General features: G+C 49.4%; 17 protein-coding genes and 2 pseudogenes. 18 read left to right on the top strand and 1 reads right to left on the bottom strand.

The window, feature by feature from the left end; genetic code table 11:
- The first annotated feature begins 36 nt into the window (after nt 1-36).
- From purC to purD, 9 genes are all read left to right on the top strand, one after another.
- Nucleotides 37-747 (top strand): phosphoribosylaminoimidazolesuccinocarboxamide synthase, encoded by a 711-nt coding sequence (gene purC, locus NSQ19_RS13855; RefSeq protein ID WP_029142044.1) that lies wholly within the window; start codon nt 37-39, stop codon nt 745-747.
- Nucleotides 740-994 (top strand): phosphoribosylformylglycinamidine synthase subunit PurS, encoded by a 255-nt coding sequence (gene purS / locus NSQ19_RS13850; RefSeq protein WP_017552972.1) that lies wholly within the window; start codon nt 740-742, stop codon nt 992-994. Before purC ends, purS begins: the two co-directional genes overlap by 8 nt.
- Nucleotides 991-1,674, top strand: coding sequence for a phosphoribosylformylglycinamidine synthase subunit PurQ (purQ, locus tag NSQ19_RS13845; RefSeq protein ID WP_340703056.1), 684 nt, complete (start codon nt 991-993; stop codon nt 1,672-1,674). Before purS ends, purQ begins: the two co-directional genes overlap by 4 nt.
- On the top strand, nt 1,658-3,907 hold the full coding sequence (gene purL / locus NSQ19_RS13840; protein ID WP_340703055.1) for a phosphoribosylformylglycinamidine synthase subunit PurL: 2,250 nt from the start codon (nt 1,658-1,660) through the stop codon (nt 3,905-3,907). The genes purQ and purL overlap by 17 nt, the downstream gene beginning before the upstream one ends.
- Entirely contained in the window at nt 3,892-5,316 is a 1,425-nt protein-coding gene (purF, locus tag NSQ19_RS13835; RefSeq protein ID WP_340703054.1) for an amidophosphoribosyltransferase, read from the top strand. The genes purL and purF overlap by 16 nt, the downstream gene beginning before the upstream one ends.
- Before the next feature lie 19 nt (nt 5,317-5,335).
- Nucleotides 5,336-6,382 carry a phosphoribosylformylglycinamidine cyclo-ligase gene (purM, locus tag NSQ19_RS13830; protein ID WP_013860597.1) on the top strand — a complete coding sequence of 349 codons (1,047 nt, stop codon included), beginning with the start codon at nt 5,336-5,338 and terminating at the stop codon, nt 6,380-6,382.
- Nucleotides 6,375-6,968 (top strand): phosphoribosylglycinamide formyltransferase, encoded by a 594-nt coding sequence (gene purN, locus NSQ19_RS13825; protein WP_207369109.1) that lies wholly within the window; start codon nt 6,375-6,377, stop codon nt 6,966-6,968. The genes purM and purN overlap by 8 nt, the downstream gene beginning before the upstream one ends.
- On the top strand, nt 6,965-8,494 hold the full coding sequence (purH, locus tag NSQ19_RS13820; RefSeq protein WP_013860595.1) for a bifunctional phosphoribosylaminoimidazolecarboxamide formyltransferase/IMP cyclohydrolase: 1,530 nt from the start codon (nt 6,965-6,967) through the stop codon (nt 8,492-8,494). The genes purN and purH overlap by 4 nt, the downstream gene beginning before the upstream one ends.
- 222 nt (nt 8,495-8,716) lie before the next feature.
- Nucleotides 8,717-9,967, top strand: coding sequence for a phosphoribosylamine--glycine ligase (gene purD / locus NSQ19_RS13815; RefSeq protein WP_061575013.1), 1,251 nt, complete (start codon nt 8,717-8,719; stop codon nt 9,965-9,967).
- Between the two features lie 94 nt (nt 9,968-10,061).
- Here purD and NSQ19_RS13810 read toward each other — a convergent pair whose 3' ends face one another.
- Nucleotides 10,062-10,292, bottom strand: coding sequence for a YgaP family membrane protein (locus NSQ19_RS13810; protein ID WP_013860593.1), 231 nt, complete (start codon nt 10,290-10,292; stop codon nt 10,062-10,064).
- Nucleotides 10,293-10,397: 105 nt separating this feature from the next.
- Between NSQ19_RS13810 and NSQ19_RS13805 the strand changes: the two genes are divergently transcribed.
- From NSQ19_RS13805 to NSQ19_RS13765, 9 genes and pseudogenes are all read left to right on the top strand, one after another.
- Nucleotides 10,398-12,140: an adenine deaminase C-terminal domain-containing protein gene (locus NSQ19_RS13805; RefSeq protein WP_340703053.1), complete on the top strand. Its 1,743-nt coding sequence runs from the start codon at nt 10,398-10,400 to the stop codon at nt 12,138-12,140.
- 134 nt (nt 12,141-12,274) lie between these two features.
- Entirely contained in the window at nt 12,275-13,282 is a 1,008-nt protein-coding gene (locus tag NSQ19_RS13800) for a DUF3048 domain-containing protein (RefSeq protein WP_133537172.1), read from the top strand.
- A gap of 68 nt (nt 13,283-13,350) precedes the next feature.
- Nucleotides 13,351-13,683, top strand: a complete 333-nt coding sequence (locus tag NSQ19_RS13795) for a YerC/YecD family TrpR-related protein (protein ID WP_265114704.1) — start codon at nt 13,351-13,353, stop codon at nt 13,681-13,683.
- Between the two features lie 272 nt (nt 13,684-13,955).
- Entirely contained in the window at nt 13,956-14,651 is a 696-nt protein-coding gene (locus tag NSQ19_RS13790) for a heptaprenylglyceryl phosphate synthase (RefSeq protein ID WP_026104730.1), read from the top strand.
- 37 nt (nt 14,652-14,688) lie between these two features.
- Nucleotides 14,689-15,372: pseudogene (locus tag NSQ19_RS13785) on the top strand (UvrD-helicase domain-containing protein); the annotation flags it as partial.
- A 704-nt stretch (nt 15,373-16,076) separates the two neighbouring features.
- Nucleotides 16,077-17,942, top strand: a complete 1,866-nt coding sequence (gene ltrA, locus NSQ19_RS13780; protein WP_340703052.1) for a group II intron reverse transcriptase/maturase — start codon at nt 16,077-16,079, stop codon at nt 17,940-17,942.
- A 94-nt stretch (nt 17,943-18,036) separates the two neighbouring features.
- Nucleotides 18,037-19,578 (top strand): annotated as a pseudogene (locus NSQ19_RS13775) (3'-5' exonuclease); the annotation flags it as partial.
- 72 nt (nt 19,579-19,650) lie between these two features.
- Nucleotides 19,651-21,657 (top strand): NAD-dependent DNA ligase LigA, encoded by a 2,007-nt coding sequence (gene ligA / locus NSQ19_RS13770; protein WP_019721617.1) that lies wholly within the window; start codon nt 19,651-19,653, stop codon nt 21,655-21,657.
- 41 nt (nt 21,658-21,698) lie between these two features.
- Nucleotides 21,699-22,865: a CamS family sex pheromone protein gene (locus tag NSQ19_RS13765; protein WP_029142034.1), complete on the top strand. Its 1,167-nt coding sequence runs from the start codon at nt 21,699-21,701 to the stop codon at nt 22,863-22,865.
- The last annotated feature ends 130 nt before the right edge of the window (nt 22,866-22,995 follow it).

Here is a 22,995-nt window from a genome sequence, read left to right as displayed (position 1 = left end):
TGCGAAATTTGCGCAGCAGGCTAAGGAGGCAGGCGCATGCTTGTATACGAGGGGAAAGCAAAACGGTTGTATGAAACAGAGGATCCGGATGTATTGCGCGTCGAGTACAAAGACTCGGCCACCGCGTTTAATGGCGTGAAAAAAGCGGAGATTGAAGGAAAAGGGAAGCTGAACAATGAGATTTCAAGCCTGATCTTTAAGCGGCTTGCGGACAAAGGGGTCAAGAGCCATTTTATCCGTAAAATATCGGAACGCGAACAGCTTGTGCGCCGGGTGGAGATCATCCCGCTTGAAGTAGTCGTCCGCAATGTCGTGGCGGGCAGCCTTGCAAAGCGCCTCGGGCTTGAAGAAGGAACGCCGGCCGGGCAGCCGGTTGTCGAATTTTATTATAAAAAGGACGAACTCGGCGACCCGCTCATTACAGAAGACCATGTACGGCTTTTAGGGATTGCAAGTTCGGAAGATTTGCAGTTTTTAAGAAAACAGGCGCTCGTTGTCAATGAGAGCCTAACGGCGCTGTTTGCGGAAATCGGCGTCCGCCTTGTGGATTTCAAACTCGAGTTCGGACGCGGACGTGACGGGGCGATCCTTTTGGCCGATGAAATTTCCCCGGATACGTGCAGGCTCTGGGACCGGGCAACGAATGAAAAGCTGGATAAAGATGTGTTCCGCCGGGATTTGGGCAGTTTAACGGAAGTTTACCAGGAAATCTTAAATCGCTTGAGAGGAGATATTTCGCATGTATAAAGTGAAAGTCTATGTCACCTTGCGCGAGGGCATCCTTGATCCGCAGGGGGCTGCCATCAACCAGTCGCTTGTCCAGCTCGGCTACAGTGAAGTGCAGGATGTGCGGGCCGGAAAATATTTGGAGCTGCTTGTAGAAAAGGCGGACCGGGACCTGGATGCCGTCATCCGGGAAGTGTGCGGGCGGGTGCTCTCAAATCCTGTCATCGAAGACTACCGCTATGAAATTGAGGAGTGTGTTGCGCCGTGAAGTTTGCATGTCTTGTTTTTCCGGGATCGAACTGTGACACCGATATGTTTCATGCGATTCAAGATGCACTTGGTGAAGAAGCGGCATACGTCCGCCATGATGCGGATAGCTTAGATGGTTTTGACGGGATCCTCCTGCCGGGCGGGTTTTCGTACGGCGACTATTTGCGGACAGGCGCGATCGCACGCTTTTCGCCGGTCATGCAGGCTGTTGCAAGAGCTGCTGAAGAGGGCAAACCGGTGCTTGGCGTCTGCAACGGATTTCAAATTTTGCTTGAAGCCGGCCTTTTGCCGGGGGCCATGCTCCGGAACGCAGGCTTGAAATTCGTCTGCAAAACGGTGCCGCTTGTAGTCGAAAATGCCGCAACGATGTTTACTTCCCTGTATGAGCAGGGGGAAACGATCCGGATTCCGGTTGCCCACGGGGAGGGGAACTATACTTGCGATGCGGAAACGCTCGAAATGCTGAAAGAAAACAGGCAAATTGTGTTCACGTACGGGGAAAATCCTAACGGGAGTATTGCCAATATTGCGGGAATTATGAACGAACAAGGCAATGTGCTCGGGATGATGCCCCATCCGGAACGGGCCGTTGAAGCATTACTCGGAAGCACGGACGGTTTGAAGCTGTTCAAATCCATTGTAAAAAACTGGAGGGAATCCCATGCCGTTATTGCTTGAACCAGGACCGGCCGAAATCAAAAGCCAAAAGATTTACCGTGAAATCGGGCTGACAGACGAAGAATTCGCACGGGTCGAAACGATTCTCGGCCGGACGCCGAACTATACCGAAACAGGGCTGTTTGCCGTCATGTGGTCGGAACATTGCAGTTACAAAAACTCTAAGCCGGTCTTAAAAAAGTTTCCGGTAAAAGGCGAACGCGTTCTCCAGGGGCCCGGGGAAGGCGCCGGCATCATTGATATCGGCGACGGGCTGGCGGTTGTTTTTAAAATTGAAAGCCATAACCACCCGTCCGCGATTGAACCGTACCAGGGCGCGGCAACGGGCGTCGGCGGGATTATCCGCGATGTGTTTTCGATGGGGGCAAGGCCGGTTGCGCTTCTCAATTCGCTCCGTTTCGGCGAACTCGATTCCCCGCGGGTGAAACGTCTTTTCAAAGAAGTCGTTGCCGGAATTGCGGGCTACGGCAATTGCATCGGGATTCCGACAGTCGGCGGGGAAGTGGCATTTGATCCGTGTTATGACGGCAATCCGCTCGTTAACGCGATGTGCGTCGGCCTGATCGAACATAAAGACATTCAAAAAGGGCAGGCGCGCGGCATCGGGAACACGGTCATGTATGTCGGCGCAAAAACAGGAAGGGACGGCATCCACGGCGCCACCTTTGCCTCCGGGCAGCTCAGCGAAGATTCGGAGGAAAAGCGCCCGGCAGTCCAAGTTGGCGATCCGTTTATGGAAAAACTGCTCCTTGAAGCCTGCCTCGAACTTGTCCGCCATGATGCGCTCGTCGGCATCCAGGATATGGGGGCGGCCGGGCTCATCAGCTCCTCTTCCGAAATGGCCAGCAAGGCGGGCGTCGGGCTTGTAATGAATCTTGACCGCATTCCGCAGCGCGAAACTGGGATGACGCCATATGAAATGATGCTCTCCGAATCGCAGGAACGGATGCTGATTGTCGTAAAAAAAGGCCGGGAACCGGAAATCATCCGCCTTTTTCAAAAATACGGGCTTGATGCGGTTGCTATCGGAACGGTAACCGGCGATAAAATGCTCAAATTGTACCACAACGGCGAACTTGTCGCAGATGTGCCGGCCGATGCGCTTGCAGAGGATGCGCCCGTCTACCATAAACCATCCAAAGAGCCGGCTTACTTTGCGGCCTATCAGGCGATGAAACCGCAAATCCCGGCGGTGGAAAATCTTCAGGAAACTTTTTTCCAATTGCTCAAACAGCCAACCATTGCCAGCAAAGAATGGGTGTATGAACAGTACGACTACCAGGTGCGGACGAACACGGTGGTCATGCCGGGATCGGATGCAGCCGTCATCCGGATCCGCGGGACAAAAAAAGCGCTCGCGATGACAACGGATTGCAACGCCCGCTACGTCTATTTGGATCCGGAAACGGGCGGGAAAATCGCAGTGGCGGAAGCGGCGCGCAACATTGTCTGTTCCGGGGCCCAGCCGCTTGGCGTGACAGACTGCCTGAACTTCGGCGCACCGGAAAAGCCGGAAATTTTCTGGCAGCTCGAAAAAGCGGCAGATGGCATGAGCGAAGCATGCCGCGAGCTTGAAACCCCGGTCATTGGCGGCAATGTCTCACTGTATAATGAAACATTGCAAAAAACAGAAAACGGGGAAGTGTCCGTACAGGCTGTATATCCGACACCGGTTGTTGGCATGGTCGGACTTCTCGAAGACATCAAATATGTGACCACGCAGACATTTAAACAGGCTGGTGACCTCATTTATCTGATCGGGGAAGCAAAACCGGAATTCGGTGGCAGCGAACTGCAAAAGCTTACAGACGGCCAAATTTCCGGAAAACCGCCGGCACTCGATTTGGAAACTGAAGCCCGGCGCCAGCACCAACTGCTTGCTGCGATCCAGTCCGGCCTTGTGCAAAGCGCCCATGACGTCTCGGAAGGCGGTTTTGCACCGGCACTCGCTGAATGCCTGTTTGGGACGGAAAATTTGGGGGCCAATGTGGTTTTAAAAGGCAACCCGGTTACGGCGTTATTCAGCGAAACCCAGTCACGATTTATTGTGTCAGTGAAGAAAGAGCACCAGCAGGCGTTTCAAAAATTGGTGGATGAGGCTGTTTGGATTGGCAACGTCACGGATGATAAGCAAATGGCTGTCAAAGGGGAAAACGGGGAGACGTGGATTCAGGCGGATACAGAGGAATGCGAAACGGCCTGGAAAGGAGCCTTAAAATGCTTGCTGAAATAAAGGGATTAAATGAGGAATGCGGGATTTTCGCGGTATGGGGCCATAAAGAAGCGGCACAGCTTGCCTATTACGGGCTCCACAGCCTGCAGCACAGGGGGCAGGAAGGTGCGGGTATTGTTGTCAAACAAAACGGGCGCCTCATTGGCAAAAAAGGGGAAGGGCTTGTGACGGAAGTATTTTCAGCCCAGTCTTTTGCCGGGCTTGACGGGGATGCGGCCCTCGGGCATGTCCGCTACGCAACAGCGGGCGGTGGCGGGATTGAAAACGTCCAGCCGCTTCTGTTCCATTCGCAAAACGGCAGCCTTGCGCTTGCGCATAATGGCAATCTCGTCAACGCGCATACATTGAAGCACCAGCTTGAAATGCAGGGCAGCATTTTCCAGACGACATCCGATACAGAGGTGCTCGCCCATTTAATGAAAAGAAGCGGCTACCGTACCATGAAAGAACAGATGAAAAGCGCGCTTACGATGCTAAAGGGGGCGTATGCATTTGCTGTTATGACTGAAGATGAGCTGCTCGTCGCCCTTGACCCAAACGGTTTGCGCCCACTTTCACTCGGACAAATCGGCGACGCTTATTGCGTTGCGTCGGAAACATGCGCGCTTGATATTGTCGGGGCTGAGTTTATCCGCGATATCCGTCCTGGTGAACTCGTATCGATCAGCAGCCGCGGCATTGAGTCGGAGCAGTATGCGTATGCTGCGAATCCGGCCATTTGTACAATGGAATATGTCTATTTTTCCCGGCCGGACAGCAATATCCACGGCATCAACGTTCATGCCGCACGCAAAAATATGGGGAGAAGGCTTGCGATCCAGGCGGGCATTGACGCGGATGTCGTAACCGGCGTGCCCGATTCAAGCATTTCGGCGGCGATCGGTTACGCGGAACAATCCGGCATCCCCTATGAAATGGGCCTGATCAAAAACCGCTATGTCGGGCGCACGTTCATCCAGCCGTCGCAGTCGCTGCGCGAACAGGGTGTGAAAATGAAACTGTCGCCGGTGCGCGCCATCGTCGAAGGAAAGCGGGTGGTCATGGTTGATGATTCGATCGTGCGCGGAACGACAAGCAAACGGATCGTCACCATGCTCCGCGATGCCGGGGCAACGGAAGTGCATGTATGCATCAGCTCGCCGCCGATGAAACATCCGTGTTTTTACGGCATTGACACATCGACGCATGAAGAACTGATCGCAGCCCGCCACAGCGTGGAGGAAATCCGCCAGATCATCGGCGCAGACACCCTCACTTTTTTGACGGTTGACAATATGCTCGAGGCAATCGGCAGGCCGGCGATCAATGAAACATGCGGCCAGTGCCTTGCCTGTTTTACCGGCAAGTATCCGACGGAAATTTATCCGGATACGGTGCTGCCGCATGAAAAAGAACTGATTCAAAAATAGCAATTAACGGAGGATTCCTATGGCAAACACATACCGGGATGCAGGCGTCGACATCGAAGCAGGCTATGAAGCGGTCAAACGGATGGGAAAGCATGTGGCGCGGACAAACCGGGCGGGGGCAATCGGTGCACTCGGCGGATTTGGCGGCATGTTTGACTTATCTGCGCTCCATTACCGCAAGCCCGTGCTTGTTTCCGGAACGGACGGCGTCGGCACAAAACTGAAACTTGCCTTTTTAACAAACAAGCATGATACAATCGGCATCGACTGTGTCGCCATGTGCGTCAATGATATTATTGTCCAGGGGGCGGAACCGCTTTTTTTCCTCGATTATATTGGTTGCGGCAACCAGAACCCGGAAACGATTGAGCAAATTGTAAAAGGCGTGGCGGAAGGATGCGTGCAGGCAGGGTGCGCGCTTGTCGGCGGAGAAACGGCAGAAATGCCGGATATGTATGAAGAAGGCGAATACGATCTGGCGGGATTTGCGGTTGGCGCATGTGAAAAAGAGGCGCTTGTCACGGGGAAAAACACCGCGCCCGGAGATGTTTTAATCGGCCTTGCGTCAAGTGGCATCCACAGTAACGGCTATTCGCTGATCCGGAAAATTTTTCTAAAAGACCATGCGATGACCGTTGATACGATTTTGCCGGAACTGGGCCGGCCGCTTGGGGAAGTGCTGTTAACCCCGACAAAAATTTACGTCAAACCGGTGCTTTCCGCGTTAAAAAAATTTGAGGTCAAAGGAATGGCACATGTAACAGGCGGCGGGTTTTATGAAAATATGCCGCGCATGCTCAGAGCCGGGCTCGGTGTTGAGATCAGCCTTGGTTCATGGCCGGTCCCGCCCGTTTTTTCCGCTGTGGAATCTTACGGAAACGTCAGCCGCGATGAGATGTTTCACGTTTTTAACATGGGAATCGGGTTTGTCCTCGCGGTGAATGCGGAAGATGCACAGGCTGCTGTTTCCTTTTTCAACCAGTCCGGGGAACAAGCTTTTATCATCGGCCATGTTACAAATACGGCGGGTGTCCGTTTTGCAGCAGGGAGCAGAGGCGATGCATAAAATAGCTGTTTTCGCATCGGGCAGCGGCACAAATTTCCAGGCGATTTGTGATGCAGCTAAAAAAGGGGAACTGGATGCCGCGATTGAACTGCTAGTATGCGACCGTGAAGATGCGTATGCCATCCGCCGGGCAGCAGAAGAAAACATCCCGGCGTTTGTATTCAATCCGAAAACGTACCCGGATAAGCGGGCGTATGAGCAGGAAATTTTGGCGCAATTACAGAAAAAACAAATTGAATGGATTGCCTTGGCCGGCTATATGCGGCTGATCGGGCAGGTGCTACTGGATGCGTATCCGCGGAAGATTATTAATATCCATCCGTCGCTGCTGCCGGCTTTTCCGGGCAAAGACGCGATCGGGCAGGCGCTTGCGGCAGGCGTGAAAATAACGGGCGTGACCATTCATTATGTCGATGAAGGCATGGATACCGGGCCGATTATTGCGCAGGCGGCTGTCCCTGTGCTTGACGGGGACACATATGAAACATTAGCGGCAAGAATGCATCAGACAGAGCATGTGCTGTATCCGGATGTGCTCAAGAAGCTGGTGGAAAATCAAACCAACATGGAGGTTTTACCGGAATGAAAAGAGCTTTAATCAGTGTATCGGACAAGACAGGGGTAACGGCATTTGCACAAAGTTTAAGCGGGCTCGGCTTTGAAATTCTCTCAACCGGCGGCACGAAAAAAGCGCTGGAAGAAGCCGGCGTGCCTGTTACGGGGGTGGAAGAGGTAACAGGTTTTCCGGAAATTTTGGAAGGCAGGGTAAAAACGCTCCATCCCAACATCCACGGCGGGCTTTTGGCAAAACGGATCCCGGAGCATGAACAGCAAATTGCAGCGCAAGGGATCAAACCGATTGACCTCGTCTGTGTCAACCTTTATCCGTTCCGGCAGACGATTGCAAAGGCGGATGCCACGGAAGAAGAGGCCATCGAAAATATTGATATCGGCGGGCCGTCCATGCTGCGTGCAGCCGCGAAAAATTTTGAATATGTCACCGTTGTTACGGACGCGGGGGACTACGGCAAAGTGATTGACGAAATTAAAACGCACGGCGATGTGACGAAAGATACGAAAAAAGCGCTGGCTGCAAAAGTTTTCCGCCATACAGCCGCGTATGACGCCATGATTGCCGATTATATGACAACGCTTGTTGGCGAAGAGGCCCCGGAAAAGGCCACGTTTACATATGAGCTCAAGCAAACGCTCCGTTACGGGGAAAACCCGCACCAAAAAGCAAGCTTTTATATCAACCCGCTTGGTTCGCCATTTTCGATTGCACACGCAAGGCAGCTGCACGGCAAAGCATTATCGTACAATAATATCCGCGATGCAGATGCCGCCCTGCAGATCGCAAAGGATTTCAAGGAACCGGCAGCGGTTGCCGTAAAGCATATGAACCCATGCGGCATCGGGGTAGGGAACTCGGCGCTTGAAGCGTATAAAAAAGCGTACGAGGCAGACCCAAAGTCGATTTTCGGCGGCATCGTCGCATTCAACCGGCCTGTTGACCCGGAAACGGCCAGGCTGCTGCATGAAATTTTCCTCGAAATTGTGATTGCCCCGTCGTTTGCGGATGAAGCGTTTGACATTTTGGCGAGCAAGAAAAATATCCGCCTTTTGACTGTGCCTTTTTCGGATGCGCACAAGCCGGAAAAAATCATTACTTCCGTAGAAGGCGGGCTGCTGATCCAGGATCAGGACACCTATACTTTGGATGAGGCCCAAGTGAAAACTGTCACAAAACGTAAGCCGACAGAACAGGAATGGCAGGCTTTAAAACTGGCCTGGAAAGTGGTAAAACATGTGAAATCGAATGCGATTGTGGTGACGGATGCTGAAAAAACGCTCGGGATCGGCGCCGGGCAGATGAACCGCGTCGGCTCGGCGGAAATTGCGTTGGCCCAGGCCGGTGAAAAAGCAAAAGGAGCCGCGATGGCATCCGATGCATTCTTCCCGATGGACGACACCGTCGAAGCAGCTGCCAAAGCCGGCATTACTGCCATCATCCAGCCGGGTGGGTCCATCCGCGACGAAGACTCCATCAAAAAAGCCGATGAATACGGCATCACGATGGTCTTCACCGGCATCCGCCACTTTAAGCACTAACAGAAAAGCGCGGCATACGGGCTTCTTATTCGTTGGAGGACCGATGCTGCTTACCGCAGGGAAAAGGTGCAGAAGTATGCAAGCCCGGGAAGCAGAGCCGGACAAACAGAAAAGCGGAGGCGACTGTCCTGCCCGACAGTCCCCGGGTTCTATTGTATACGATCATAAAATTAGTCAGAAGACCTTACAAAATGATGGACAAAGAGAGGAGGCCACGTTAAAATGAAAGTACTTGTAATTGGGAGCGGTGGCCGCGAGCATGCCATCTGCAAAAAATTATCGGAAAGCCCCCGCGTTGGCAAAATTTATTGCGCACCGGGAAACGGTGGCATCGCCCAAATCGCTGAAACCGTTCCGATCCGCGAAACGGACACGGCTTCTCTGCTCGCTTTTGCAAAAGACAAAGGCATTGAACTGACGGTTGTCGGCCCGGAAGCCCCTTTAAGCGCAGGGATTGTCGACGAATTTCAGAATGCCGGCCTGAAAATATTCGGGCCGTCAAAGCAGGCGGCGCGGATTGAAAGCAGCAAAGCATTCGCAAAAGAACTGATGCAAAAATACGGCATTCCGACTGCGGATTACCGCGTTTTTTCCGACTATGCGGAGGCGGAAAAATATATCGTGGAAAAAGGCGCCCCGATCGTCATTAAAGCAGACGGCCTCGCAGCCGGAAAAGGCGTGACTGTTGCGATGACACCGGGAGAAGCAAAGGAAGCGCTCCGTGCCGCTCTGATCGGGAAGAAGTTCGGGGAAGCCTCAAACCAGGTGGTTGTAGAAGAATTTTTGGAAGGGGAAGAATTTTCCCTGATGGCGTTTGTCCGGGGAGAGGAAGTGTATCCCATGGTGATTGCGCGCGACCATAAGCGTGCATATGATGGCGACAGCGGGCCGAATACAGGCGGAATGGGCGCCTACTCCCCGGTTCCGCAAATCCCGGATGAAGAAGTGAAAAAGGCAGTAGAACATATTTTGCGCCCGGCAGCCAGAGCGTTGAAAGAGGAAGGCTGCCCGTTTACCGGGGTCTTGTATGCCGGCTTGATGCTGACGGAAAACGGTGTGAAAGTGATTGAATTCAACGCCCGTTTCGGCGACCCGGAAACGGAGGTTGTGCTCGAAAGGCTTGAATCGGACCTTGCGGAAATTTTTCTGGATCTGTTGGACGGAAAAAGCCCTTGCATCAAGTGGCGCAAGGAAGCTGTATTGGGAGTTGTGATTGCGGCAAACGGCTATCCGGGTGCGTACGAAAAAGGGATTCCAATTCCGCCGCTTTCAAAATTGCAGTCTTTTGTTTTCCATGCCGGCACACGCGTGGAGGGGGAAAGGCTTGTATCAAACGGCGGCAGGGTACTTTTTGTCGGAAGGAAAGCCCGTACGCTGGAAGAAGCGGGAAAAGCACTGTATCACGAATTGGAAAGGCTCCGTTTGGATGGTTTTTTCTACCGGAAGGATATCGGCAAAAGAAACCAGGCTTAGTCCCTGAGGCAAAAGGCCGGAAAATCTCCGGCCTTTTGCCCGGTAGCTTTTTGCACAGGTGGTAATGTTTCCCACATGCATGTTGCCTTCTGGTCTACACTTCTTCCTGGCCGCCATTCATTTGCCTGTTTTGAATGAGATCCGTCACAGGGCAGTAGCGGACAATCCCTTCTCCCACTTTCATGGCACCCATGAGCGCCACACATAAATAGCTGCTGCGCCACGGTTTTTTCGATAATTTGGCTGTGGCCCATGCAAGCGAAGTAAGCCCGCACGTAATCCGGAGCAAGGCATTCAAAATGCCAATATTCGGTGTGATTTTCATGATGAACATCTCCTTTCCCATGTTTTCAAACTTCTTTACTGCTTTAATGGATAAAATATGGTAATATATGAATATATTAGGGTCTCCCTAGGGAGGAATGAGACAATGCTTGACCAACGTTACCGATGGAAAAACAAACAAATCAGGGAACATGTCGCCGTGCTGGACGGCAAGCTTTCGCCAGACATGGTTTTAACAAATGCCCGGTTTCTTCATTCGACGTTAAGAAAATGGGTGACGGGCAATATTTGGATTTATCAGGACCGGGTTGTATACACCGGGGAAAAACTGCCTGAAAAGACATCCGGATGCGAATTCACCGATTGCTCGGGGCAGTGGCTTGTGCCCGGGTATATTGAACCGCATGTCCATCCGTTTCAACTTTATAATCCCCAAACCTTTGCCCATTATGCAGCGCAAAAAGGGACAACAACATTGATCAACGATAACCTCATACTCGTTTTATTAACAGACAAAAAGAAAGCGTTTTCCCTTATGCAAAAGCTCCGCCATTCACCGGTTACGATGTATTGGTGGGCCCGGTTCGACGGGCAAACGGAGCTTGTGGACGAAGAAATGGTTTTTTCTCACGAGTGTGTAAAATCGTGGCTCGAGCATGATGCTGTCCTGCAGGGAGGGGAGCTGACCGGCTGGCCGAAACTGGCGGACGGCGACGACTTAATGCTCCATTGGATTCAGGAAGCCAAGCGGATGCGAAAAAAAATTGAAGGTCATTTCCCGGGGGCATCCGAGAAAACATTGGCAAAAATGATGCTGTTTGGGGCAGACTGTGACCATGAAGCGATGACGGGCAAGGAAGTGCTGACCCGGCTGATGCAGGGATACACGGTGTCTTTGCGCCATTCATCCATCCGCCCAGACCTGCCTGTGTTGCTGGATGAAATGAAAGCGCTCGGCATTGACCAGTATGATCAAATGTTTTTTACAACCGACGGCAGCTCGCCTGCTTTTTACGAAGAAGGCGTGATCGACAGGATGATTCAAATCGCGATGGAACACGGGGTGCCGCCGGTGGACGCATACTTAATGGCAAGCTACAATGTGGCGCGTTACTACAATATCCAGCATTTGCACGGCATCATTGCAACAGGCCGGGTGGCAAGCATCAATTTTTTGGAAAGCGAAACAAACCCGGTGCCTGTTTCGGTCCTGTCAAAAGGGGTATGGCTGAAAAAAGACGGCAAAGGAACCGAACCGGAAGAACCGGTTGATTGGGCATTATACGGCCAAGGCCCGCTTGAACTTGATTGGGATCTCGGGTACGACGACCTGCAATTTTCCATGCCGTTCGGGCTGGAGATGTCCAACAGCGTCATTACAAAACCGTACTCCATTTCGTATGACGTATCGTATGAGGTGCTGCCAGATGCCTATGAGGACAATTTTCTTATGTTAATTGATAAAAAAGGAAAATGGCGGATCAACACACTGGTGAAAGGATTTGCCAAAAATCTGATGGGCCTTGCCTCTTCTTATTCATCGACAGGGGACATTCTTTGCATTGGAAAATCAAAAAGCGATATGCTGCTTGCGTTTAAACGGATGAAAGAAATGGGCGGCGGCATCGTGATTGCGGAAAGTGGGAAAATCATCCAGGAAATTCCGCTCCCGGTCGGCGGGATCATGTCGGATAAAAGCATGGATGAACTGATCGGGGATATGAAAAAATTTGCCGGCATTTTAAGGGACCGCGGCTATGCATATGATGACCCGATGTATTCTTTGCTCTTTTTATGCGCGACCCATTTGCCCTATATCCGGATTACTTCCAAAGGAATGTACGATGTCATGAAGAAAACGATTCTCTTTCCAACAATAATGCGTTAAAATAATAAAGTACCGGAAATTTTAAAGCGGGTCGTAAAAAGGGAGATCGTTCGTTTCCGAAAAACCTCTTTCTGTACGGCAGGCTGTGATTTGCTGTTCGGTGCATTTAAGAAAGCGTGATTGGAGTTGCAAAAATGGGAAAGAAACGACTGATTGGCCTGATGTTCCTTCTGCTGGTGCTATCGGCATGCGGCCGCCAGCATGGTACAGGCAGTCAGCAGCAGGGAACCGGAAAATCTGCGGCACACCAGTGGACAGCACCGCTGACAGGGATCCGGACAACAAACAGGCCGGCAAAACGGGCGGTTGCCGTCATGATCAACAATCACCCGCTTGCACGCCCGCAATCGGGGCTTAGTTCAGCCGATGTTGTTTATGAAGCCCTGGCGGAAGGGGAAATCACCCGGTTTGTCGCAATTTTTGAAAGCCATATGCCGGCCAAATTCGGGCCGGTCCGGAGCGCCAGGCCGTATTTCATCAAGCTGGCAAAAGGATACGATGCTTTATACATTGCCCATGGCTACAGCCCGGGCGCGAAAAAGCTGCTTGATTCGGGCTATGTCGATGAACTGAACGGCATGCAGTATGACGGCACTTTGTTCAAACGGTCGGCAGCCAGAAAAGCGCCCCATAATTCCTATATCACTTATCAGAACATTTTAAAAGGTGCACGGAAAAAAGGCTATGTGATGAACCAGCCCCCGTCTCCCCTTTCTTTTGCCTCTGCAAAAGAAGTGAAAAACATTTCGGGCATTTCCGCGGGGAAAGTCAGTATCCGTTATTCAAGCCGGGACAATTTAAATGCCGTGTACCGGTATAACGCAGAAAAAGGAAAGTATGCCCGTTACGCTGGCGGGGCGGAGACGGTGGATGCAAACAACGGCCAGCCGGTTCTCATCGACAATTTGTTCATTGTTGCTGCCAAACATAAGCTGATTGACAGCCACGGGCGCAAGGATATTGATTTAACATCCGGAGGCAAAGCGTATCTTATCCAAAAGGGAAAGCTCCGGGAAGTCGAATGGGAAAATGACAGCGGCAGGATTCTTCCGTATCAAAACGGGGAACCGGTCAAATTGGTGCCGGGCAAAACGTGGGTCAATATTGTACCCACTTTAAGCAGTGTTACCGTTACAGACTAGGAAGGGGTTCGGGCAGTCCGGCAGAGCCGTGCCGGAAAGCAATAGAGCAAAGGAGAAGAAAAACGTTTATGCAAATAGATAAATTACGCGGAAAAGCGCTGGATCAGCTGTTTGAAGCGATCCTGTCGCTTGAAACGATTGAAGAGTGCTACCGTTTTTTTGACGATTTATGCACTGTCAACGAAATCCAGGCGATGACGCAGCGCCTGGAAGTGGCGAGAATGTTGCGCAATGATAAGACGTACCATGCGATTGAGACGGAAACCGGCGCGAGCACGGCCACTATCTCCCGCGTCAAACGCTGCCTGAATTACGGCAACGATTCTTACCAGATGGTCCTCGACCGGATCGAAAAAAAACACAGGCAGGAAAACCGTGCAGAAGAAGCCCCATCAGAATAAAAAGAAAAAAGCTCTTCTTTTAAAAGAGGGGCTTTTTTGCGCAGAACAACCGCTTCCCGTGATAGAATCACGCTTGCTGGAAGGTTGCGCTTTCACTTTTCTTTTTGCCGGTGCGGCTTTTCAGGAAAGATTTTCCGGCTTTGCCGGCGGGAAAGCGCGGTGTTTCCGGGCATGGCTGTTATATTTTCCCGTTCTGATGAAAAGCTTTTTTGCCTGTACCTTCAAATGCTATAATGGGCTATGATGGATGAAGAATGGAGGATTTCCGGTTGATGTATGATGTGCGTGAATGGCGGCATGCCTTCAAATTGGATCCGAATAAAGATATTTCGGAAAAAGATTTGGAAAAAATTTGCGAGTCCGGCACAGATGCAGTGATGATTGGCGGAACGGACGGTGTCACCCTTGATAACACGTTGCAGTTAATGTCAAGGGTAAGAAGATACGCCGTGCCGTGCTGCCTCGAAGTATCGGATGCGGACGCAATCGCACCCGCTTATGACCTTTACTTGATTCCGGCGGTTTTAAACAGCAAAAATACAACTTGGATCACCGGTGCCCACCATAAGGCAGTGAAAGCATATGGGGAATGGATGAATTGGAATGAGATCGTCATGGAAGGCTACTGTATTTTAAATCCGGACTGTAAAGCCGCACAGCTTGCAGAAGCGGAAACCGGCCTCGATGACGACGACGTTCTCGCTTATGCACGCATGGCGGAGCATATGTTCAAGTTTCCGGTTTTTTATTTGGAATACAGCGGCACTTACGGAGATCCGAAGCTTGTCGAAAAAGTGAAAACAGTACTGGAAGATACCGTTTTGTTTTACGGCGGCGGCATCCGCACTGCGGCACAGGCTGCGGAGATGGCACGGGCTGCAGATGTAGTGGTCGTCGGCAATGTGGTTTATGAAGATATACACGAGGCCGTGAAAACGGTCCGGGTTGTAAAGCAAACAGGTTTGTGATAAAATAGAACAAACATTCTCATGTGGTGGTGAAATCATGCAATTTTTAACCGACCGTATTCTGAGCGGGCTAAATCCCGAACAGAAAGAAGCGGTCAAAACAACGGAAGGGCCGCTTTTGATTCTTGCCGGGGCGGGAAGCGGCAAAACGCGGGTGCTGACCCGCCGCGTTGCCTATTTAATGGTGGAAAAAGGCGTGAATCCGTATAATATTTTAGCGATTACGTTTACCAATAAGGCCGCCCGCGAAATGAAGGACAGGATTGCCGGGATCATGGGCGGTGCCGCTGAGGAAGTGTGGATATCCACTTTCCATTCGATGTGCGTGCGCATTTTGCGGAGGGATATCGACAGGATCGGCTTTAACCGCAATTTTTCCATCCTTGACGCGACCGACCAGCTATCGGTCATTAAAAACCTTTTAAAAGAAAAAAATCTGGATCCGAAAAAATTTGACCCGCGGGCGATTTTAGGGAAAATCAGCAGCGCGAAAAATGAACTGATTGATTTTGAACAGTACGCCAAACAAGCGGGCGATTTTTTTGACCAAATTGTCAGTGATGTATACGAAGCTTACCAGCAACGCCTGAGGAAAAACCAGTCGCTTGACTTTGACGATCTGATCATGATGACAATCCAATTGTTCAAGCGCGTCCCGGAAGTCCTCGAATATTACCAAAGAAAATTCCAATACATTCACGTTGATGAATATCAGGATAGTGCGACACGTTGCTAATTGAAAAGATTAGCCACCAGCGAAAGCTGGGAGAACTGATGATTCGAAGAGTCGAATGAAGGAGTAACGCCCGGAAAGGCTCTCCCTGATCCTCCGAATAGCGTCAAGATAGGTAAGGATCTTGAGGTTATAAGCTCGGTGAAGTCGGCTGAATGCTGCCGTAACAAGTCAAGTTGACGAAAGCTTTCCAGAGGTGGAAGGTGCAGCAAATAAGCCGGGGGTCTATAAAACACTCATGGTGAGAATGTTAGTGAACAACAACTAACTGACGAAAATCCGAATGTACGGTTCTAGAGGTATAGATGCTAGAAATGGCATTGTCACGGTACGTGGCGCTAGTGAGGTGGAGTAAGAATTGTCTTTATGAAACACCTTGACGTGTTACAGGCACGTCCAAGCTAGCAGGACTAGAGGATTCACCTAAAAGTGTATGTACAGATAGAATCATCGGAACGTGGGAAGCTGACAACGCGGAGGACTTACCGGCCAATGAAGCGGTGATAAGGAAAAGCGAAGGCTATAACTTATCTTTATGTCAGTGAAAGTGGTGGCACAGTACCGTTGAGGTGATGGAAACATCATGGAGGGATAGCCACTAGTCAATTTGTTAAAGCAACTACATTTATCGTCTATCAGGTTCGAGTATGACTAAGAGAAACGAAAGCTGCCAGTAACCGGGTGGTGATTAGTTGACTGATAACAACCAAAAGCTAAAGAAGAAACAAAAATTGCGTAATAATGAATACTACAATATGCAAGCAGCGTTAGATACACTTTACGCTCAAAGTAAAAATGGCTACAAATTCCGAGAGCTGTATGATCTTATCATTGATGAAAGAAATATTAAGTTGGCCTTCCGAAATATCAAAAAGAATCGCGGAAGCAAAACGAGTGGGACGAATGGTAAAACCATTCTTGATATTGGGGAAAAGGATCCTTCGTCTCTTATAAAGTATGTAAGAGCAAGGATGTCTAATTTTAAACCACATCCTGTCCGAAGGATAGAGATCCCTAAACTGGATGGGACCATGAGGCCTTTAGGTATACCAACTATTGAAGACCGCTTGATTCAACAATGTGTGAAACAAGTTCTTGAACCTATCTGTGAAGCAAAGTTTCATCCACACAGTTATGGTTTTCGTCCAAACCGGAGTGCACATCATGCATTATCAAGGGCAGTAACCTTGGTAAACAAAAACAAACTCCATTATGCCGTGGACATTGATATTAAGGGATTCTTTGACAATGTTAACCATGGCAAGCTACTGAAGCAGATATGGTCACTGGGCATTCAGGATAAGAAGGTCATTAGTATTTTATCCAAAATGCTTAAAGCGGAAATCAAGGGTGTTGGTATACCAGGAAAAGGAACGCCACAAGGCGGAATTCTTTCACCACTACTATCCAACATCGTTTTAAACGAGCTGGACTGGTGGATCAGCAGCCAATGGGAAACTTTCAAAACGAAAAAGAATTACAATCGGGAACGAATGATTGGCAAAAGGCTGGTATTAGATAAAAGTGCAAAATATCGAGCATTGAGAAAAACTGGACTGAAGGAAATGTTTATTGTCCGATATGCCGATGATTTTAAAATCTTTTGCCGTAATCATAAAGATGCATTCGCTATTTTTGAAGCCGTGAAGAAATGGCTGAAAGAAAGGTTGGGACTAGAAACCAGTCCTGAAAAATCTGGGGTAATTAATTTGCGGAAAAAGCATTCTACGTTCCTTGGGTTTAAAATGAAAGCTATCCCGAAAAAAGACAAATTTGTAGCTAAAACAAATATGAGTGATAAAGCGAAAAAGAAGGCCATTGCAAAATTACGTGGCCAAATCAAAAAGGTTGAGAACAGCCCGCGAGAGGTATCTAAGCTAAATGCAACGATTGTAGGAATCCAAAATTATTACCGGTATGCGACTCATATCACTGTTGATTTAAGTAAAATTGGTTTCTCGGTCAGAAAGATCCTGTACAACCGAACGAAAGCTATTCTAAGTCAGAAAGGTACAAAGTCAAACACATTTAAAAAATTGTATCCGAAATTTAATGGGAAAGTGATTTTTATCCATGGAGTAAATGTTTTTCCAATTGATCATATAAGAACTAAATATCCAACTAATTTTAGTCAGGATATTTGCCCTTATACAGATTTGGGAAGACAGAAGATACATGATCAACTTAAGGGATGTAATCAGGCAATCATTCATCATCTTATGTATAATCCTTTACCTGATCAAAGCATGGAATATAATGATAATCGCATATCCCTTTACGTAGGACAACTTGGACAATGTGCAGTAACAAATGTACCATTAGAACTTGGAGATATGGAAGTTCATCACAAGATACCAAGAAATCAAGGTGGAAGTGATGAGTATAGAAACCTTATATTCATAAGGAAGGATGTTCACAAGTTGATTCACTCAACAGAAAAAGTGACCATCCAGAAATATCTCCAAAAGCTGAACTTAGACGAGAATGCCCTAGATAAAATCAACAAACTTCGTGTTTTGGTTGGAAACGATAAAATAGTAGGTATTATAACGCGATAACAAATTGATGGAACGCCGTATGAGGGGAAACTCTCACGTACGGTGTGAATGGGGGGGAAAGCTGGAGATGACTTCAAAGGCTTACCTATCCATATCCAATAAATCTCAGTATACACTTGTGAAATTGTTGGCTTCAAGATTTCAGAATTTGTGTGTTGTCGGGGATAATGACCAGTCGATTTACCGTTGGCGCGGTGCGGATATTGCCAATATCCTGTCGTTCGAAAAAGATTATCCGAACGCGAAAGTCATTTTGCTTGAGCAAAACTACCGCTCGACGAAGAAAATTTTACAGGCGGCCAATAAAGTCATCGAAAACAACGCAAACCGGAAAAAGAAAAATTTATGGACGGAAAACGATGAGGGGCAAAATCTCGTCTATTACCGGGCGGATAGCGAACAGGGGGAAGCGCAGTTTGTTGCCGGAAAAATTAAGGAACTCACTGCATCGGGCAAACGCCGGCACTCCGATATTGCGATTCTATACCGCACGAACGCCCAGTCCCGTGTCATTGAAGAAGTATTAATGAAATCGAACATTGCCTACAATATCGTTGGCGGCACCCGTTTCTACGACCGGAAAGAAATTAAAGATATTCTTGCGTATTTGCGGGTCATCGCCAATCCGGATGACGACCTCAGCCTGGCCCGGATTATCAATGTGCCGAAACGCGGTATCGGCCAGACTTCATTGGATAAAATCGTGCGATATGCGGCGGACCAGGAGGTTTCCTTATTTACTGTCCTTCAGGAAATTGATTTTATCGGCCTCAGCCCGAAAATTGCCAAAGCCTGCCGGGAATTTTATGAGCTTATCAGCAATTTTACCCGGATGCAGGAATATTTATCCGTTACCGAACTGGTGGAAGAATTGCTGGACAAGTCCGGCTACAGGGATGCGCTGAAACTGGAAAAATCGCTTGAAGCCGAAAGCCGGCTCGAAAATATCGATGAATTTCTTTCGGTTGCCCAGGAATTTGAGAAAGAGAACGATGACAAAAGCCTTGTCGCCTTTTTGACGGATTTGGCGCTTGTCGCCGATATTGACCGGCTTGAAGAAGATAATGCACAAAAAGATGCTGTTGTATTAATGACATTGCACGCTGCCAAAGGGCTTGAATTTCCGGTTGTCTTCCTGATCGGCATGGAAGAGGGCATTTTCCCGCACAGCCGTTCCCTTATGGACGAAGCGGAAATGGAAGAGGAAAGGCGGCTCATGTATGTCGGCGTCACGCGGGCACAGGAGGAGCTGTACCTGACCAATGCCGAAGTGCGGACGCTTTACGGGCGCATGAATATCAATCCGGTTTCACGGTTTATCAATGAAATTCCGGAAGAATTGATCGAGGATATTCGCAAGGAGGAAAAAGACCGGCTCGATTTCCGCCAGGTTTCGCGCGGCAAAACGGAAAGAAAAGAGAAACGGCCGCCTGTTGTTCCTGCCTGGCAACAAAACGGGGCCGGCAATCTTTCCTGGCAAGTGGGCGATAAAGCTGAACATAAAAAATGGGGGATCGGCACGGTTGTCAGTGTCAAGGGAGAAGGCAAATCAGCCGAACTTGACATTGCATTCCCGAGCCCTGTCGGCATCAAACGGCTTTTAGCCGAGTTTGCGCCGATTACAAAAGTAGAATAGAATAAGTCTGGACAACGAAAGGGACACAGGCGGCAAATGCCTCTTTTGCCCTGATGGAAAGGATTGTTGCACATGGATAATCACGCGGCAGCCGCCCGGGCAGCCGAACTGCGCAAACTGCTGAACCAGTACAGTTATGAATATTATGTGCTCGACCGCCCGAGCGTCCCGGATGCGGAATACGACAGGCTTTTGCGTGAACTGCAGGAGATCGAAAATGCGCATCCGGAGTTGATCACGCCGGATTCACCAACGCAAAGAGTCGGAGGAGAACCTTTATCCGGATTTGCCAAAGTGGTCCATGATACACCGATGCTCAGTCTGGCAAATGCCTTTAACGAAGCCGACCTTCGCGATTTCGACCGCAGAGTCCGGGAGACGGCCGGCGATCCATATGAATACGTGTGCGAACTGAAAATCGACGGGCTGGCGATTTCGCTTAAATATGAGAATGGTTTATTCGTCCAAGGGTCCACAAGAGGGGACGGGACGATCGGTGAAGACATTACGGCCAACCTCAGAACCGTCCGCTCGATACCGCTCAGGCTGAATGAACCGGTCACCATCGAGGCGCGCGGGGAATGTTTTATGCCGAAAAAGTCTTTTGAGGCATTGAACCGTATCAAAGAAGAAAACGGGGAAGAACCGTTTGCCAATCCGCGCAATGCGGCAGCCGGCTCGCTCCGCCAGCTCGATCCGAAAATTGCGGCATCCCGGAACCTTGATACATTTATGTATGCGATCGGTGATACAACCGGGCTCGATATTGCCACCCATAGCGAAGGGCTTGCGTATTTGGAAAAGCTCGGCCTTAAGGTCAATAAAGAAACAAGGATATGCCGGGATATCGGGGAAGTGCTCGAATTTATCGCGGAATGGACGGAAAAACGGCCGGCCCTCCCGTATGAAATTGACGGCATTGTTATTAAGGTAAATGACTATGCCCAGCAAGCCGCCCTTGGCACAACGGTGAAAAGCCCGCGCTGGGCCATTGCTTACAAATTTCCTGCCGAAGAAGTAGTCACAAAACTGACCGGCATTGAAGTAAAAGTCGGCCGCACCGGGGTCGTCACGCCGACTGCGATACTGGATCCGGTAAGAGTGGCCGGAACAACCGTCCAGCGGGCCACGCTCCACAATGAAGATCTGATCCGCGAAAAAGATATCCGGATTGGGGACTATGTCATAGTAAAAAAAGCGGGCGACATCATTCCCGAAGTGGTCCGCCCGATTCCCGAACGGAGAACCGGCGAGGAGCGGGCATTTTCCATGCCGTCCCACTGCCCGGACTGCGGCAGCGAGCTTGTCCGGCTCGAAGATGAAGTGGCGCTCCGCTGCATTAACCCGAACTGCCCGGCGCAGATCCGCGAAGGGCTGATCCATTTCGTATCAAGGAATGCGATGAATATTGAAGGGCTGGGGGAAAAGGTCATCAGCCAGCTGTTCGCGCATGAATTGATCCACAATGTCGCGGATATTTACCGGCTGAAAAAAGAAGAACTGCTGCAATTGGAAAGAATGGGGGAAAAATCGGTTTCCAATTTGCTTGCCGCAATTGAAGCCTCAAAAAAGAATTCGCTGGAAAAATTGCTATTCGGCCTCGGCATCCGCCATGTCGGCGCCAAAGCTGCGAAAATTTTAGCAGAGCATTTCGAAACAATGGAACGGCTGTCTGAAGCAACGCGTGAAGAACTGGAAGCCATACCCGATATTGGCGAAAAGATGGCGGATTCCATTGTTGCGTATTTTGAAAATGAAGAAGCGCTCGGCCTGGTCCGGGAATTGGCTGTGCTCGGGGTCAACATGGTTTATAAAGGCCCCAAACGTGCGGAAAAGCGCAATGCAGATTCGCCTTTTGCCGGAAAGACGGTCGTTTTAACCGGGAAACTGGTGAACTTGACCCGCAACGAAGCAAAAGAAAAACTGGAGGCGCTCGGGGCAAATGTGACCGGCAGCGTAAGCAAAAATACCGACCTTGTCATCGCTGGGGAAGATGCGGGCACAAAGCTGGCCAAAGCGGAACAGCTCGGCATTGAAGTATGGGATGAAGCAGCGTTTTTGGAACGGCTCAATTCATAAATGCAAGGGAAAGCGAGAAATCAAAAAGGTGGAAAGGCAGTATGAAAAAATGGTACCCCCTCATCATATCGATGGTTTTACTGGCTGGCTGTACACCGGGTTTCGGCTCGGATAACAAAGTGGTCCAGAAAAGCAACAATAAAAAAGAAACGTCCGTTGTTTCGAGTTACCAGATTTCCGACCAGTATTATAAAAATATTTACCCGTATAAAACGAGCAAATCGCGGGGGCTTGTTGTCAGCAACTTAAACACTTCGTATGATATCGAGGAATTTGAAACCGGCTTGATGCGGGTTGCGCAGAGAAATTACCCGCCGGATGACTATCTTTTTCAGGAAGGCCAGTATTTGACTTCCGACACCATTACAAAATGGCTGAACCGGAAATATACGGCAAACCAGTTGAAAAAGAAAGGCCTGAAAGAACAGGACAATGTCGGCTTGAATCCGGTGAATGATGGAAAAGGATCGGCAAAGCAGCAAAACGAGAAAAACCCGATTTATTTGGCGCAAATTCTCGAACAGGATTATTTAACAAAAGACAGCAAAGGGAACGTCAAACTGTCCGGCGTTGCCATCGGGCTTGCCCTGAACTCAGTTTATTACTATCAGACGGAAAAGTACGGTTCCACGTATGACGTCAATATTCCCCAAAAAACGTTAGACGAAAAAGGGAAGCAGATTGCATCGGAAGTCGTCCGGCGCCTGCGCAATATAAATGCATTGAAAAATGTCCCGATTACGGTCGGGCTGTACAAACAGCAGAGCAAGGATTCCGTGATTCCCGGAAACTATTTTGCTTACGCTACCGTTCCGGCAAACAGCACCTCTGCAGACGATTGGAAAAACATCAATGAAAAATATTATTTGTTCCCGTCCGACGATGCGGAAAAAGCTCATCGTGACGATGAGAAAACATTTGAGAATTTTAAAACGGACATTGAAGACTTTTTCCCGAATTATACCGGATGCATTGGCAGGGCAAGATACAGTGACGGGCAGCTTGCTGATTTAAGCATCGACATTCCGATCCAGTTTTACGGGCAGGCGGAAGTCATTGCTTTTACGCAATATGTCGCCGGCCTGGTGGTCAAAACATTCCCAGATTACGTCAATCTACAGGTGAGCATCACGGCCAACAATGAAGCAAAAGCGCTCATTGTAAGGAATTCAAAAGCAAAAGACCCAACCGTCCATATTTATAACTGAAAAAAGAGCAGATACATGAAAAATGTATCTGCTCTTTTTAGTATGTCACATTTCAAAAAAGGAAAACATTTTTTAAATTTTTTTCAAAAAAGGCTACCATTTTTGAAAGTTCTGTTATATAATAAAAACA

This window comes from Weizmannia sp. FSL W8-1119 (assembly GCF_038008605.1).
Taxonomy (GTDB): domain Bacteria; phylum Bacillota; class Bacilli; order Bacillales; family Bacillaceae_C; genus Weizmannia; species Weizmannia coagulans.
The sequence above is the reverse complement of the archived record's forward strand: the minus strand, read 5'-3'. Positions and strand labels throughout refer to the sequence as shown.